Annotated in this window: 15 protein-coding genes; 9 read left to right on the forward strand and 6 right to left on the reverse strand. The window is 66.9% G+C overall.

The genetic code is table 11. The features are described from left to right. Positions 1 to 61: 61 nt before the first annotated feature. The gene (locus tag NM2_RS44285; protein WP_067683102.1) at positions 62 to 925 is read left to right on the forward strand and encodes a sigma-70 family RNA polymerase sigma factor; all 864 of its coding nucleotides are present in this window, start codon (positions 62 to 64) and stop codon (positions 923 to 925) included. Between the two features lie 173 nt (positions 926 to 1,098). On the opposite strand, the gene ribA is transcribed toward NM2_RS44285, so the two are convergent. Further along, complete coding sequence (gene ribA / locus NM2_RS44290; RefSeq protein ID WP_281182840.1) at positions 1,099 to 2,316, reverse strand: GTP cyclohydrolase II; 1,218 nt, start codon at positions 2,314 to 2,316, stop codon at positions 1,099 to 1,101. A gap of 38 nt (positions 2,317 to 2,354) precedes the next feature. Further along, positions 2,355 to 2,876, reverse strand: a complete 522-nt coding sequence (locus NM2_RS44295; protein WP_067683106.1) for a MarR family winged helix-turn-helix transcriptional regulator — start codon at positions 2,874 to 2,876, stop codon at positions 2,355 to 2,357. Between the two features lie 80 nt (positions 2,877 to 2,956). Here NM2_RS44295 and NM2_RS44300 point away from each other — a divergent pair, with 80 nt between their 5' ends. From NM2_RS44300 to NM2_RS44335, 8 genes are all read left to right on the forward strand, one after another. Further along, the gene (locus tag NM2_RS44300; protein WP_084532260.1) at positions 2,957 to 3,436 is read left to right on the forward strand and encodes a flavin reductase family protein; all 480 of its coding nucleotides are present in this window, start codon (positions 2,957 to 2,959) and stop codon (positions 3,434 to 3,436) included. Between the two features lie 73 nt (positions 3,437 to 3,509). After that, on the forward strand, positions 3,510 to 4,499 hold the full coding sequence (locus NM2_RS44305) for an Ldh family oxidoreductase (protein ID WP_067683107.1): 990 nt from the start codon (positions 3,510 to 3,512) through the stop codon (positions 4,497 to 4,499). After that, the gene (locus NM2_RS44310) at positions 4,492 to 4,956 is read left to right on the forward strand and encodes a PaaI family thioesterase (RefSeq protein WP_067683108.1); all 465 of its coding nucleotides are present in this window, start codon (positions 4,492 to 4,494) and stop codon (positions 4,954 to 4,956) included. Before NM2_RS44305 ends, NM2_RS44310 begins: the two co-directional genes overlap by 8 nt. A gap of 9 nt (positions 4,957 to 4,965) precedes the next feature. Continuing rightward, the gene (locus tag NM2_RS44315) at positions 4,966 to 5,988 is read left to right on the forward strand and encodes an LLM class flavin-dependent oxidoreductase (RefSeq protein WP_067683110.1); all 1,023 of its coding nucleotides are present in this window, start codon (positions 4,966 to 4,968) and stop codon (positions 5,986 to 5,988) included. After that, positions 5,985 to 7,601, forward strand: coding sequence for an AMP-binding protein (locus tag NM2_RS44320; RefSeq protein ID WP_067683112.1), 1,617 nt, complete (start codon positions 5,985 to 5,987; stop codon positions 7,599 to 7,601). Before NM2_RS44315 ends, NM2_RS44320 begins: the two co-directional genes overlap by 4 nt. Positions 7,602 to 7,611: 10 nt before the next feature. Next, positions 7,612 to 8,538: a hydroxymethylglutaryl-CoA lyase-like TIM-barrel protein gene (locus NM2_RS44325; RefSeq protein WP_067683116.1), complete on the forward strand. Its 927-nt coding sequence runs from the start codon at positions 7,612 to 7,614 to the stop codon at positions 8,536 to 8,538. A 118-nt stretch (positions 8,539 to 8,656) separates the two neighbouring features. Beyond that, complete coding sequence (tcuA, locus tag NM2_RS44330) at positions 8,657 to 10,108, forward strand: FAD-dependent tricarballylate dehydrogenase TcuA (protein ID WP_067683118.1); 1,452 nt, start codon at positions 8,657 to 8,659, stop codon at positions 10,106 to 10,108. Positions 10,109 to 10,203: 95 nt separating this feature from the next. Next, positions 10,204 to 10,818 carry an NIPSNAP family protein gene (locus tag NM2_RS44335; protein WP_067683129.1) on the forward strand — a complete coding sequence of 205 codons (615 nt, stop codon included), beginning with the start codon at positions 10,204 to 10,206 and terminating at the stop codon, positions 10,816 to 10,818. A gap of 466 nt (positions 10,819 to 11,284) precedes the next feature. Here NM2_RS44335 and NM2_RS53230 read toward each other — a convergent pair whose 3' ends face one another. The 4 genes from NM2_RS53230 to NM2_RS52780 all read right to left on the reverse strand — a co-directional run. Continuing rightward, positions 11,285 to 11,974, reverse strand: a complete 690-nt coding sequence (locus tag NM2_RS53230) for an LLM class flavin-dependent oxidoreductase (RefSeq protein ID WP_084532262.1) — start codon at positions 11,972 to 11,974, stop codon at positions 11,285 to 11,287. Then, positions 11,893 to 12,120, reverse strand: coding sequence for an LLM class flavin-dependent oxidoreductase (locus tag NM2_RS44350; protein WP_067683123.1), 228 nt, complete (start codon positions 12,118 to 12,120; stop codon positions 11,893 to 11,895). The genes NM2_RS53230 and NM2_RS44350 overlap by 82 nt, the downstream gene beginning before the upstream one ends. Positions 12,121 to 12,370: 250 nt before the next feature. Continuing rightward, on the reverse strand, positions 12,371 to 13,789 hold the full coding sequence (locus NM2_RS44355; RefSeq protein ID WP_067683126.1) for a serine/threonine-protein kinase: 1,419 nt from the start codon (positions 13,787 to 13,789) through the stop codon (positions 12,371 to 12,373). A gap of 414 nt (positions 13,790 to 14,203) precedes the next feature. Further along, a partial coding sequence (locus NM2_RS52780; RefSeq protein ID WP_157121882.1) for an integrase core domain-containing protein occupies positions 14,204 to 14,629 on the reverse strand: 426 nt, incomplete at its 5' end.

Here is a 14,629-nt window from a genome sequence, read left to right on the forward strand (position 1 = left end):
AAAGTTACGAACCACGGCTCGGTGTAGTAACTTTCGTGGCCCACATCTCGTCCTAGAGGACATGGAGATGACACCCCGGAGTATGCCCGATGAGTTCGCCGCCGCCTGGCGAGGAAACCAGGCGTATCTGCTCAACCTTGCCGTCCGGATCCTGGGCAACCATGGCGACGCGGAAGATGTTGTCCAGGAGGCATTCTCCAGGCTCGCCGATGCGGATATGAAGAAGATCCTCGATGTGCGCGGCTGGTTGATCGTCGTGGTCACCCGGATCTGCGTCGATCTGCTGCGCTCGGCCACATCACGCCATGAGCTGCCCGGTGACCCTGTCGAGATGGACACGTTCGGTTCGACAGTTCATCCGCGGGCGGATCCGGCCGACCGGATAACCCTCGACGAGGAGGTTCAACTGGCCCTGCTCGTCGTCCTGCAGCGACTCGGCCCCGCCGAGCGGGTGGCGTTCATCCTGCACGACGTATTCGGGATGCCGTTCGATCTGGTCGCCGAGACACTCGGTCGTCCGGTCGGCACGTGCCGGCAGTTGGCACGTCGAGCACGGCACAAGCTCGCCGGCGCGGAACCCGATGCCGGCCGGGCGCGGGAGCATCGCAAGCTCACCCGGCAATTCGTCGCCGCGTGCGCCGGTGGAGATATCGACTCGCTGCTGGCGACCCTGCACCCGGACGCGTGGGGTGTGGCTACCTTCCTCTCCGGCGCGATGGCGGCCCAAACCAACCGAGGCCGTGCGAAGGTCGCGGCGAGTCTGGCAACCTATTTCGGTACCAGGGCACAGCTCGTTCAGCACACCGCCATCGGCAAACCCGTGATCCTCGCCTTCGTCGACGGCAAATTCTTCGGGTTGCTGACGCTCACTGTGGATGACGGCCTCGTCACGCGCATCGACGCCACCATTGCCCCTGGCAGCTGAGCCACCAAGGCTTGCAGTCAGTAGAGTCCAGCCGACAATGCCCGTTTCTGCCAGGGCCGATGCACTCCCATAAGACCGCTCTCGCCCCTTCGGGGGCGTGCCGTCACCGAGAGTAATTTCCACGACGTCCTATCGACGTTCTGTAGATCCGGAGGAACCGGCGAGCGGTGATGCTAGGAAACTTCGCGTTTGCCGAACAGGTGGCCCATTCGGTGCTCTTTGGTGGTCAGGTACCGGAGGTTCGCAGGCATGGCGCCGACCGTGAGCGGAAGGCGACGTGCGACGGAGACTCCGCCGGTTTCGAGGTCCCGGATCTTGCCGGGATTGTTGGTCAGCAGCCGGACGCGGGTGATATCCAGGTGAAGCAGTATGGCTGCGGCGGCGCCGTATTCGCGCGCGTCGGCCGGTGCGCCGAGTTGGAGATTGGCGTCCACCGTGTCGAGTCCGTCGTCCTGAATTTTGTATGCGGCCAGTTTCTTCCTCAGGCCGATGGCCCTTCCCTCGTGCCCGCGCAGGTACACCAGCACGCCGCCGTCGCGCCCGATCTGCGCTAGTGCGGCGTCGAGTTGCGGGCCGCAGTCGCAACGCTCAGAGCCGAGCGATTCGCCTGTGAGGCATTCGGAGTGCACGCGCACGGTCACCTCGCCGCGCGGCTCACCGTGAACGAGGGCGAGGTGGTCGGCGCCGGTGCGCAGGTCGAGATAGCCCAGCGCGCGGAAGCGACCGTACCGGGTCGGCAGCTCGGTTTCGGCGGTCCGCACGACGCGTGGCTGTTCCGCGACCGGCGAGCGATTCCGGCGGCGATAGCCGATCAGCTCCGCAATGGTCAGAGTTGGCAGGTCGAAGCGATGAGCAAGCGCGTCGACGGCAGGGCCGCGAAGCATCGAGCCGTCGTCGTCCACCAGTTCCGCGATGGCCGCGACGGGAGGCAAACCCGCCAACCGGCAGAGGTCGACCGACGCCTCGGTGTGCCCCGGTCGCTCGAGCACGCCGTCGGCTCGTGCGCGCAGCGGCAGAATGTGCCCCGGGCGCACAAAATCCGCGGATGTGGCCGACGGATCGGCGAGCAGCCGTAGGGTGCGGGCCCGGTCCGCGGCACTGATCCCCGTGGTCACCCCGATTTTCGCGTCCACGCTCACGGTGTAGGCCGTGCCGCGCGGATCCTCGTTGTATTCCACCATCGGCGGCAGAGACAGGTCGGCCGCGCGGCGCGGGGTCAGCGGCGCGCACAACAGACCGGAAGTGTGCCGGATGGTCCACCCGATCCAGTGTGCTGAGGCGGCATGCGCGGCGAGCACCACGTCACCCTCGTTTTCCCGGTCGGCCGCGTCGGTCACGAGCACCGGCCGACCCTCTCGCAGCGCCTCCAGCGCCATCGTCAATCGATCCACCGGGCTAGTATAAGCATGCTTGCATTTCATCCGCTTGCTTAGCTATCTGAGCGTCCCATTTCTCGAAGCTCGCTCTCGACGACGAGCGCGGCCTGCCGCAACTGGTGGTCGGTGGCGACGATCTCTTCTCGGCCGACGACTTCGTTGAGCGTGTCGCTGATCTTGAGCACCGCGGCGCCCATCTCATTGAGCGCGGCACGACCGGCCTTGGTGACTTCGAGCGACAGCGCTCGCTCGCTCTCCGGGTGCGCGCTGCGTGCGACGAAACCTCGCTTCTCCAGCTGGGTCACGATGCGCGTCATCGTCTGTGGCCGGGCGTAGCAACGCCGGGACAGCTGGGCCAGCGTCAGGTGCGGTTGGTTGGCCAGTATCCGCAACGCCGTGTAGCTGGACAGGGTCATGTTCCACGGCCGCAGGCGCGCGTTCCCGATCCTCGAGACGGCACGTTCGAACCGGAACGCTGCGTCGATCAGGGACGACGCCTCATCCATGCCAGTGGCCGCTCGTGCGGGCGAGCGACCGTCGTCGAACGGATCGATATAGGGCAGTGGGTCGGTCATCCCTGCAGCGTAGAGGCACTCGCCGAGGTGGATGAATCAGCATGCTTGCATCTACGTAAGAATGCTTATACTGTGTCAGCATGCTTACAACGGAAGTCTTTCGGTCGGTCTTGGGACATTTCCCCAGCGGCGTCGTGGCGATCACCGGGCGTGACGTGAACGGCGAGCCGGCAGGCATGGCCGTCTCGTCGTTCACCTCGGTCTCGCTCGATCCGCCGCTGGTGGCGTTCCTGCCCGACAAGACGTCCTCGACATTCCCCGCTATCGCCCGGCGTGGCACGTTCTGCGTCAACGTGCTCGCCGCCGGACAGGAAGACATCTGCCGAGCGCTGGCGGTTTCCGGTGGGGACAAGTTCGCCGACCTGAGCTGGCATCCCGGGCCGCATGGCGATCCCGTGCTCGACGGTGCCGTTGCCTGGATCGGCTGCGCGATCGAGGCTGTGCACGACGCCGGCGACCACCGCATCGTCGTCGGCCGCGTCAGCGATCTGGCCGCCGACCCGGCGGCCGGGCCGCTGCTGTTCTTCCGCAGCCGGTACCACCGCCTCGCGGCCGCCTGAACCCCACACAGACCTCTGCGTGCGATCCGATCCCCTTCCGGAGCTCATCCCCACCTCGATGGAGAGGCATGTCATGACCACTCTGACCCTGTCCGACGCCCACGCTCTCGCCGTGGCCGCGATGACCGCCGCCGGCCATACCCCGGACGCCGCCGTCGTCATTGCGGATCACCTGCTCGACTGTGAACTGCGCGGACTGTCGTTCGGCGGGCTCGCGCGGGCGGTGTCGATCACGGAGCGGATCCGCGCCGCCGCCCAAGCGCCGCGCCCGATCGAAGTCGTCGGCGAGACGCCCGTATCGGCGACCCTCGACGGTGGCGATCAGGTGGGTTATCTCGTCGGCATGCGAGCGCTCGAGCTGGCGATGGAAAAAGCTCGCGCGCAAGGCATCTCGGTCGTCGGCGCACGCAACACCTGGTACACCGGCATGTTCTCCTACTACCTCGAGAAGGCTGCGGCGGCCGGGCTCGCCGGGGTGATCGCGGGCAGCGGGCCCGCAGTCGTGGCTCCACAGGGTGGTACCGAAGGACGGTTCGGCACCAACCCGATCGCGTTCGGTTTCCCCGCCGACCCGGCGCCGGTCATCTGGGATATCGGTACCTCCGCCGTCATGTACGGAGAAGTGGTGCTGAAGGCCCGGCTCGGCGAGAAACTGGAGCCGGGCCAAGCCTACGACGCCACCGGGTCCCCGACACTCGACCCAGGCGCTGCACTGGCGGGGGCATTCGGCGTATGGGGTGGGCACAAGGGTTCCGGACTGGCCATGGTGGTGCAGTTGCTCGGGATGATGAGTGGCGCGGCGGCCGACCCAGCGGGCATCTCCGACTGCGGGTTCTTCGTCCTGCTGGTCGACCCGGCCGCCCTCACCGACCCGGACGACTACCGCCGCCGCGTCACCGAGTTCGCCGCGGCGATCCGCGCGACCAGACCCGTGGAAGGCGGCCGGGCCGTTCGGGTGCCGTTCGACCGGTCCGCGGCGTGTCGCGAGGAGACGTTGCGGCGCGGCACGATCGACGTGCCCGAGACGGTGGTCGCCGCGCTGCGGGAGGCCGCCCATGGGTGAACACCCGGACGAATTCACGATCGAACCGTCCGCGTCGGGTCGCCTGCTCTGCGGCGGCTGTTCCGGAGACGACCGCTGCCGGCTCGGCGTCCAGGCACACGACGACCCGCTGCGGTTCGACGTCATCTGCCCACGTCACTGGCAGGGCGGGCCCGAAGTAGCGCACGGCGGCTGGATCGCGGCCGTCTTCGATGACGTGCTCACCATGGCCGTGCTGCGCACCGAACCGCGGCTGGTCACGAAGTCGCTGGCGATCTCCTATCACCGCCCGGTTCCGGTCGAGCAGCGCCTCACGGCGACGGCGTCGGTCGATGCCCACCGCGGCAGGCATTGGGCGGTCTCGGCGGTGCTGGCCCTCGGCCGGGATGGACCGACGCTGGCCACCGCGCGCGCCGAGCTCCGCACCCGCCGCACCGACCACTACGCCAGGCACCAAGCCTGGCTGACAAGCAACTGAGGAGGAACAATGGTCGAGTTTTTCACCGGGGCCCAGGCCCTCGCAGCGGACGAGACCGATCCGGACCGGATGATCGAGCGAGTCCACCAGCTGGACCGCTCGGAGGTGATCGACCGGGTCCTGCTCGGGTACTCCTCGACCTGGCCGCACAATCACGCGACCGCACCGTTCGCCCTCGCCGTGTCGGAGAAGTTCTCACCGATCGTCGCGCACCGGCCCGGTGTCATGCCACCGGTGGCCGCCGCGCGCTACTTCGCCACACTCGACGTGCTGGCCCGTGGCAGGCTCGCGATCAATGTGGTCGTCGGCGGGTCGGACAAGGATCTGCGCCGCGAATCCGACGACCTGCCCAAAGCCGAACGCTATCGGCGCGCGGTCGAGTACCTCGACGTCGTCCGGCGCACCTGGACCTCGACCGAGCCCTTCGACCACCACGGTGAGTACTACACAGCCGAGGCGGTGAAGATCATGACCAGGCCGGTGCAGGGGCAGGTGCCTATCTTCATGGGCGGCGAGTCCGACGATGCCGTCGACTTCGGCGCGCGCCACGCGGACCTGTACATGCTGTGGGGTGAGCCGTTCGCGGGTACGAGGGAACGCATCGAGCGAGTCAGCGCGGCCGCCGAGGCCTACCACCGGAAGATGCCCTTCTCGCTGAGCCTGCGACTGTTCCTCGGCGACACCGACGACGACGCCTGGGCACAGGCGCGTGCGGTAGAGCGGCAGATCGCCGAGAACAGCGGCCGGTTCCTGCGCTCGTCGTCGACCGACACCTCCGTCGGACGGCAGCGGGCGCTCGCGCTGACCGACGAGGAACTCCACGATGACTGCTTCTGGACCGGCCTGACGAGACTGCTGGGTGGTTTCGCCAACTCGCAGGCGCTCGTCGGCACCGAGGAGCGCATCCTGAACACGCTGGGTACTTACCGAGACCTCGGCATCGACGCGTTCCTGGTGACCACCGGCGCCGAGGCGTCCTGGGACCCGGCCCTGGAGAGCTTTCTGGCCCGGGCGAAGAAGGAGCTGGCATGACCGAAACCCCTAGGCGGCCCGAGGATCTCGCGGAGGACACCGTCGGCGGGCTGGTCGCCGCCCGGGCTTGCGCGCATCCGGACAAGCCCGCGCTGGTGGTCGACGGTACCGAGTTGACCTACGGCCGGCTGGACCGTGCTGTCTCCGAGGTGGCCCGTGGCCTGCTCGCACTCGGTGCCCGGCGCGGCGATGCGGTCGGCATCCTCCTGCCCAATCGCATCGAGTATCTGCTCACCTGGTTCGGCGCCGCGCGCGCCGGGCTCGTCGAAGTCCCTGTCAACACCGCATACAAGGGGCAGTTCCTCGACCACGCGCTGCGCAGCACCGATGTGCGGATCCTCGTCACCGAGGCAGCCCTGCTCGACCTCGTCGCCGACCTCCCCGAACTGCCGGGAACACTGACCACGGTGGTCCTGCTCGACGACGCCGCACCCGGCCGCACCCCGCCCGGCGTCCGCGTGCTGACCTGGCACGCGCTGATCGCGGCCGGCGCCCCGGCACGCGAACTCCCCGAAATCGGCGCGTCCGATCCGGTGGCAATCATGCTCACCTCCGGCACCACCGGGCGCAGCAAGGGAGTCGTGTACCCGAACCGTATGCAGGTCGCGGCCGCACGGGAGTGCGCCGCCCAGATGGGCACCACTTCCGACGAGCGGCTCTACACGTGCCTGCCGCTGTTCCACGGTGCAGCCCAGATCAACATCACCCTGCACGGCCTGTACGCCGGCGCCACCGTCGTACTGGGCCGCCGATTCTCCGCCAGCCGGTTCTGGGACGAACTGCGCGCACACCGCGTCACCCAGTTCAACGCGCTGGGTTCGATCCTGCCCGCGCTGCTCGCGCAGCCACCGTCGGAAAAAGACCGCGACCACCAGGTGCGACGTGTGTTCGCCGCGCCCGCACCCCCGCAGGTACTGCATCCATTCGAAGAACGCTTCGGAGTCCACATCGTCGAAGGCTATGGGCTCACCGAGATCAAGAACGTGCTCTACAACCCGCTGGACTCGCGCAAGGTCGGCTCGATCGGGCTGCCCACGCAATCCTCGATTGTGGAGGTGCACGACGAGTCCGGCCGACGCGCCGCACCCGGGCAAGCCGGTGAGATCGTGTACCGGCCACGCGAACCCCACGTCATGTTCTGCGGCTACCACCGCGATCCCGAGGCGACTCTCGCGACGATGCGCGATCTGTGGTGGCACACCGGCGATCTCGGCTACACCGACGAGGACGGGTACTTCTACTTCGTCGACCGCAAGAAGGACGCGCTGCGCCGCCGTGGCGAGAACATCTCCTCCCACGAGGTCGAGTCGCTGCTGCTGGCCTATCCCGGTGTGGTCGCAGCGGCCGCCGTCGCCACCCCATCGGAGCTGGGCGAAGACGAGGTGCTCGCCGTACTGGAGATGGAGCCCGGGCGCCAGGTGGATTTCGCTGATCTGTTCGCGCACTGTGACCGCGGCATGCCGCATTTCATGGTGCCGCGCTACTACCGCGTGGTCGATCGGCTACCCGTCACACCGACCGGCAAGGTCCGCAAAACCGAGCTGCGCAACCAGGGACAGCTGGACGCCTGGGACGCGCACGCCGCCGGCTTCACACCGACCCGCCATGTCTGAGGCGTGCACGATGACCACCGATGTGCGCATCCGCGAGATCGCGCCGCGCCTGACGTTCCAGAACCATCGCGTCCCGACCGAGGTCAAGGTCGAGCTGGTGCGACGGCTCGTCGACGCAGGGCTGCGCACGTTCGAGCTGTCCTCGTTCGTCCGCCCCGACCTGATCCCCGGACTGGCCGACGCCGAGGCCGTGTTCGCCCGGGTTCCGCGCGTGCCAGGCCTCGGTCTCGGCTGCTGTGTCGGCAATACGCGCGGCCTCGAGCGCGCCGTCGACGCGGGCGCGGATACGGCGTCTTTCCTGCTGTCGGCCGATGAGGACTTCGCCCGCGCCAACATCGGGCGTTCCACTCCGGACTCGCTGGCGGAGCTCGAGCGCATGGCCGCCTACGCCTCGGACCACGACATCGTGCTCGGCACGTATGTGATCTTCGCCTGGGGCGGGCCCACCGGACCCGCCCGCGGTGGGGCTGATCTCGAACCGCTGGCCGGCCGGCTTCTCGACATAGGCGTGGACCACTGGATTCTCGCCGACTCGTCCGGCTACGCGGCACCACCTCAGATCCGCGAATTGGTCACCGCCGCACTCATCCACATACCCGCCGAGAACCTCACCGTGCAGATCCACGACGCCCGCGGCATGGGCTTGGCCGCCCTGCTTCCGCTACTGGATCTCGGCGTGCGAAATATCGACACTGCGCTCGCGGGCAGTGGCGGCCACCCGGCGATGCCGGGTTCCCAAGGCGGCGGAGTATGCACCGAGGACGCCGTGCAGCTGCTCGAATTGTCCGGCGTCCGCACCGGAATCGACCTGCCACGCTTGATCGACACCGCGAACTGGCTGGCCGCCGAGGCCGGTGCCCCATGCAAGGGGTTCGTCCGACACACCGGCCCTGTACCCCGGGGCGAGACCGCCGAACCACTCGCCTTCAGCTGGTAACAGGACCGATGGCCGTCGCCGCCCGGTCGTGGAGGCGACGACCTCACCCAGGGTTGTCGGCGGTTTCGACCGGAACTGATTCGACAGCGGTATCCCACACCAAGATCATGGAGGACCAGTGCCGAAAGTTGTTGTCGCCGGAGCGGGCCTGAGCGGGCTCGCTGCCGCGATCTCCGCCCGCGAAGCCGGAGCGAACGTCGTCCTGCTGGAGAAGGGCAGCCGTGCGGACGTCGGCGGGAATGCCGCCTTCTCGGGCGGGCTGTTCCTGTTCCGCTACCGCGGACCTGACGACCTGACGTCGATCACTCAGGACTTCGAGCCCGGGATGCGAGCCGACCGGATCGAGGCTCCGCCCTATACGAGCGAGGTCTACGCCGCCGAATTGATGGCGATGAGCGACGGCCGGGCCGACCCGCGGCTGGTGGAAACGCTCGCCGAAAAGTCGCTGGACACTGTGCGGTGGCTCGCGGCCAAAGGCGTCCGCTTCACCTTCAACCGCACCGTCGGCGCGCACGTGCGCAACGGAGTGCTGCACATCCCGCCCGGGCAGATCCTGACGAGCACCGGCGAGGGCATGTCGCGCGGTTTCGAAGTGATCGAGCCGCTGCTGGAGTACGCCGAACGCATCGGCGTCGAGATCCGCTGGTCCACCCCGCTCATCGACCTCGTGCGCGAGAACGGGCGCGTTACCGGCGCGGCAGTAGGCGACGGCGTGGTGCCCGGCGACGCGGTGGTAATCGCCAGCGGCGGATTCCAGGCCGACCGCGAGCTACGGCGCCGACACCTCGGACCCGACTGGGAGAACGTCACACTGCGCGGCACCCGGCTCGCCACAGGCGACGGAATCATCGCGGGGCTGCGGGCCGGAGCGGACGAGGCCGGAACCTGGTCGAGCTGCCATTCGGCGGCCGTGGACCCGAGCATGCCCTCGCCGCAGCGCAGCGCGGCGTCACCGCCGTTCCCGCTGCACGGGTTCTGGCTCGGAGTGCTCGTCAACCGCGAGGGCGAGCGGTTCGTCGACGAGGGGCCCGGCCCGTGGGTGAAGAACTACTCCAAGATGGGCAAAGCGATCATGCGCCAGCCCGGCCACGAGGCATTCGAAATCTTCGACCAGCGCACCGCGGAACGTGTGGCCGACCAGTTCGCCGGAGCCGCAGTCCCGGTCACCGCACCGACAGTCGCCGAACTCGCCGAGCGCATCGGAGTGCCGCCCGGCAAGCTCGTGCGCACGATCGAGGAGTTCAATCGGGCCTGTCGGGACGACGGGAGCACAACAGGCTGCACGCCGCCCAAATCGCAGTGGGCCACACCGCTGGATCATCCGCCGTTCGTGGCCTACCACGCGGTCGCCGGACTGACGTTCACGTTCGGCGGTGTGCGGATCGACCCGGACGGACGAGCACTCGGCGGCGACGGCGTGCCCGTGCCCGGCCTATACGCGGCGGGTGAAGCGACCGGTGGCCTGTTCTACGGTGACTACCCCGGCGGCGCGGCGCTCATGCGCGCCGCGGTATTCGGTCGCGTCGCGGGATACACCGCCGCGACCGAGGCCGAGCATCACCACGGCTGAACAGCCCGCAGCAAATCGGCCGGGGCGGTGCCCGATCGCGACCGTCGATGCGTCGACAGCGCGGGAGAAACACATACCTACACGGAGGCGTGGCAATGCTCTATGAACTCACCCATCTAGCAATGAAGCTCTACACGGTGCCGAAAGCGCTTTCCGCCCTGCGGGACTACACCACGGGCGCACCAGCGCGCGGCAGACTGCTCGGCTGCTGGGAAACCGAGCACGGTGTCATCGTCGGCCGGGTACTTCTACTCCGCGAGTTCACCGATGCCGAAACGCTCGCCGAGGAACGACAGCGGATCCTCACCAGCTCCGACCCTTTCGGGGCCGGCGAGTACCTGGATTCCTTCACAGTTGAGACCTACGCGCCGTTCCCATTCGTCCCTCCCGTCCAAACCGGACGCTACGGCGACGTCTACGAATTCCGCACCTACGAGTTGAAGGTCGGCGGACTCACACCCACCATGGCCGGCTGGGCCGCCGCCCTCCCCGAACGCACCGAGCTTTTCCCGCTCACCACAGCGATGTACGGACTGGACGGCACCCCGCGCATCACCCACATCTGGCCATTCCCCAGCCTCGATCAACGACTGGCCATCCGCCGCGAGTCCAACGAACGCGGAATCTGGCCACCCGAAAACGGCCCCGAGAACATCGCCCATGCGACCTCCACCATCGCCATTCCCGCCGGATTCTCCCCGTTGCACTGAGCGAAGCAGCCGGCCAGGTCAGCGGCTTCGCGCTCAATGACCTTGCCGGGCGTACGGACGGCTTCATCCGAGAACTCACGTGCGTGGTGATCGAGGGGCAGGCTGCGATGTGTCGGCTCGCCGGTAGGTCGCTGTGTCGCAACGTTTTCAGCGCACCGGCCCATCCGGTCACCGGGCGCGGTGGCCGCCCGGCCCCGGAGGTGTCCTGTGGTCTGCTCACTCGAGGGTGATTGGGTGCCGTTCGAGCTGTGTGACGACGGCGTCACCGCGGCCTTGGGCGAGCCAGTGACGTGCAGCGGAGTGCGGTCACCTTCCTCGGCGTCCGCTTTCGTGGCTGCATAGTCGAATTAGTCCAGGGCGAGTGCGATCATCTCGTCGGGTTCGGCAGACAGACGGCGTTCCCGCACTACAACGCCGACAGCGAATTGCCCGAAGCAATATCCGACCTTACGAAGAACATTGCCGTCTACGAGGGTGTATGAGTCTGCCTGGCCGCGGCCGCCGTCGCACCCCACGACGTAGGCCCGAAGCTGCCGCGCGTTGCGACCACCGATCCGAACCTCGACACCGTCGGCACACCGCTGTAGCCCGACGACGGGTGAGTCTCACTGCACGAGTGCTCCCAATCCGATTGCGTAGCAGTCGTGTTCGGTCTCGATGAGGTGGTGGGCCACCGCGAACGGAAGTCCGAGGGTGCCGGCGACACGGGGCTGTGTAGTCGCTGCTTCCGAGCATCCAGATTTCTGGGCGGTTGCCCTCGGTCCGACACTGCCGCCGCACGTTCGTTCGGGTGCTGTTTTTCGAATAGCGCCAGCAACTCTCGGATCTGGTCTTCGAACGGCATCGATTCCCGGTCGTGTGGGCTGCGGATGCGGTCGATGACGTCGCGGGGCCCGCCCGAGGCGCGTCCGAGCCCGAGATCGACACGCCCTCGGTGGAATGCCTCCAGTGTGCCGAATTGCTCGGCGACCACTATGGGCGAGTGATTGGGTGCCATGACGCCACCAGCTCCCACCCGTACATGCTGGGTAACCGATCCGACGCGGTCGATGATGACTGCCGGTGCCGAACTGGCTACCCGAGCATGCCGTGATGTTCGGGTATCCAGAATCGGTGGATGCCGAGTCTGTCGATGAATTTTGCCAGCTCGACGCAGTTACGCAGCGCCTGGCTTGCGTTCGAGCCCTGAATGATCGTGCTGTGTCCAGCGCCGAAAAGCGAAGTGCGGGTCGGTGATTCGTCATGGGTATCCTTCCGCGGCTCGACGCCGAGCGCCGACAACTCTCGGCTCACGTCGAGCATCCATTGGGCTCGGTGTCTCCAGCCGGGTATTTCGGATCGGTGCATCCACGCAGGTGCATACGGTCCAGCGCCGTACGAATAATGGCGGCCGCGACACGGGTGTCATTAGCATTGCGGTAGAGGGCGGAGCGTATCGGCTCAATTCGGCAAGGCCGTCACTGATTTCGCTGGTGATATCGGTGAACCCCGCGCGGTGGTCGGGCTCCGAAAGCTCTGATTTCCCTTGTGCTCATGAAGTGATGCTCGAATACTAGAGTCGGGGTAGCCTCTCGAGGGCCGCCTTCGCGGGGGCGTAGCCGGCTTGGGCGGATTTGTGGTAGACGCGTCTGGCGGCGTCTGAGCGGCCTGAAGATTTCCATTGGTCGCCCAGGGCTTTCAGAGCGACGACGTCGCCGTCTTGTTCCACCTCACGGTAGAGGATCCTGGCTTGGTCCTTCTCGCCTCGGGCCTCGTGAACCGTTGCCAGGTGGACCTTTCCGAGGATGTGGCCGTGATCGATATAGCGGCGGTACCAGTAGGCGGCACGAGTGAGGTCGCCCGCATTCATGCACATATGGCCCAGGGTGAGCATCGAGAGTGTCTCGCCGCTCTCGGCGGCTTGCCGGTACCAGCGTTCGGCTTCGGCGCGGGCACCACGCTTTTCGAGGAGTCGCGCCAGGAATGACATGGCGAGCGTGTCCTTCATCTCTGCGGCTTGGCGGAGTAGCTGTTCGGCTTCGCGTATTTCGCCGCGCTTCTGATGATCGCGGGCACGGGCCAGTAGCTGGCCAATCTCACCGCGCCCACGGCGGGCTCCGTGTGATCGTGAATTGCTTTGGGAGGCTTTTGGTTTCGGCTTGAGGTCCTGACGTGTCCGGCACGCGAGTAGTGTCAGTGCGTCCGGGATGGATGGGCGTCGTTCCGGCTGTTTGTCCATCAGCTGGGTGATGAGCGGGAGGAGTTGCCCGGCGCGCGCAGGCGGGGGAACTGTACCGAACATCACCGCTTTCATCGTTCCGTGAATGGTGTCGCGGCGGAATGGGGAGACCCCTTCCACCGCGTGGTAGAGCGTAACGCCGAGGGAGTACAGGTCACCGGCCGGTGTGCCTTCACCGTCGATGCGTTCGGGTGCCATGTACTCGAACGAACCGATAATCGTCTCCTTGGCGGTCAGCGTGTGATCGGAATGATGGCGGGCGGTGCCGAAATCCGTGAGCAGAACCTGACCATCTGTGGCGAGCAGGATATTGCCCGGCTTGACATCGCGGTGGACCACGCCTGCATTATGGGCGGCACGCAGGGCCTGCAACAACGCTGCGGCGACGGTGGTGGCTTCCGCGACGGTCACCGGCCCACCGCTGTCGAGTCGCTGCTTCAGGGAGCGGCCGGACACCAGGCGCATGACGATCCAGGGCGTCGCACCATCGGCAACGACATCCAGGACACCGACGATGTTCGGATGGTCGCTCAGCCGTGCGGCATTGCGAGCCTCGCGTTCGGCGCGCGCGACTCGCTCGGCGTGCTCCGTGCTCGATTCGGCCTGCGGGAGTAGTACTTCCTTCACTGCGACATCGACTTGCCACCGCTCGTCGCGCGCCTTCCAGACGGTCCCGAATCCACCACTGCCGAGCTTCTCGATCAACCGGTAGCGGCCGCCGAGTACCCAGCCAGGTCGTTTCAGTGCCGACATGAAGGCCCCCAGCAGTTCTGTGCCCCAGTATCATTCGGAACCACTCCACCTTACTCGATGCCGGACACTGCCGCGTCGGCGTTTACGGTCGCGATCGTCCTGCGTCGATGATGTCGCCAATGGGGGAAGCTCCTGCATAAGGAACGCTGGGTCGCAGATAACGCCGAGCGTCACAGCCGAATTCGCTCGGATCTTCCCAAACAGCTGCGAAGCGACGCAGTCGAATAGAGGGTGAAGCGAGTGCGGGGAGCGGGAAAGAGAAGAGGATGCGCATCAATCCACCATCTGCAGGTGATGTACTTGCGCTGCTGGACAACCGATTTCAGCGAGTTTGCCTACGAGCGCGGCGGAGATGTCGTCGGTCCGGCGCGTGCCGGTGGGGGTAGCGCGTTTGACGGTGACGGCCCGACCACATCACGAGCTTGTCGCCCACTCCAAAGGCATCGGCCTGTTTGGATCGTCCTCTGCGGTGAACTCTCCACGGGCGCTGTTGATTCCGCGATTCGATGTGGTGATGATGCCGCGGGGCCGGACCGTGGCTTCCCACTCGATCGCGATGGGCGCTGCGCTCGGCCGGCCGGCAGCCTCGTCGATGACCGTGGGGACCGGGTCATCATCCGGTTCGGGCATCGTGGCCGGCTGGGGCTGCCAGTCGGAGGTGTTCACAGTCAGTGGCTGGGGCGGGTTCGGCCGGAATCGTGTTGCGGGGCTGGCCATTTCCAGTAACTGGTGGGGCCTGGTCTCGTTGTAGGTGCGCACCCAGGTGCTGATGGCCTCCTGCGCGTGGTGCAGCGAAGAGAAGGTGGTGACCTCGTTCAGCAGTTCGGACCGCAGGGTGGC

The organism is Nocardia miyunensis NBRC 108239, assembly GCF_001613065.1.
Lineage (GTDB): Bacteria > Actinomycetota > Actinomycetes > Mycobacteriales > Mycobacteriaceae > Nocardia > Nocardia miyunensis.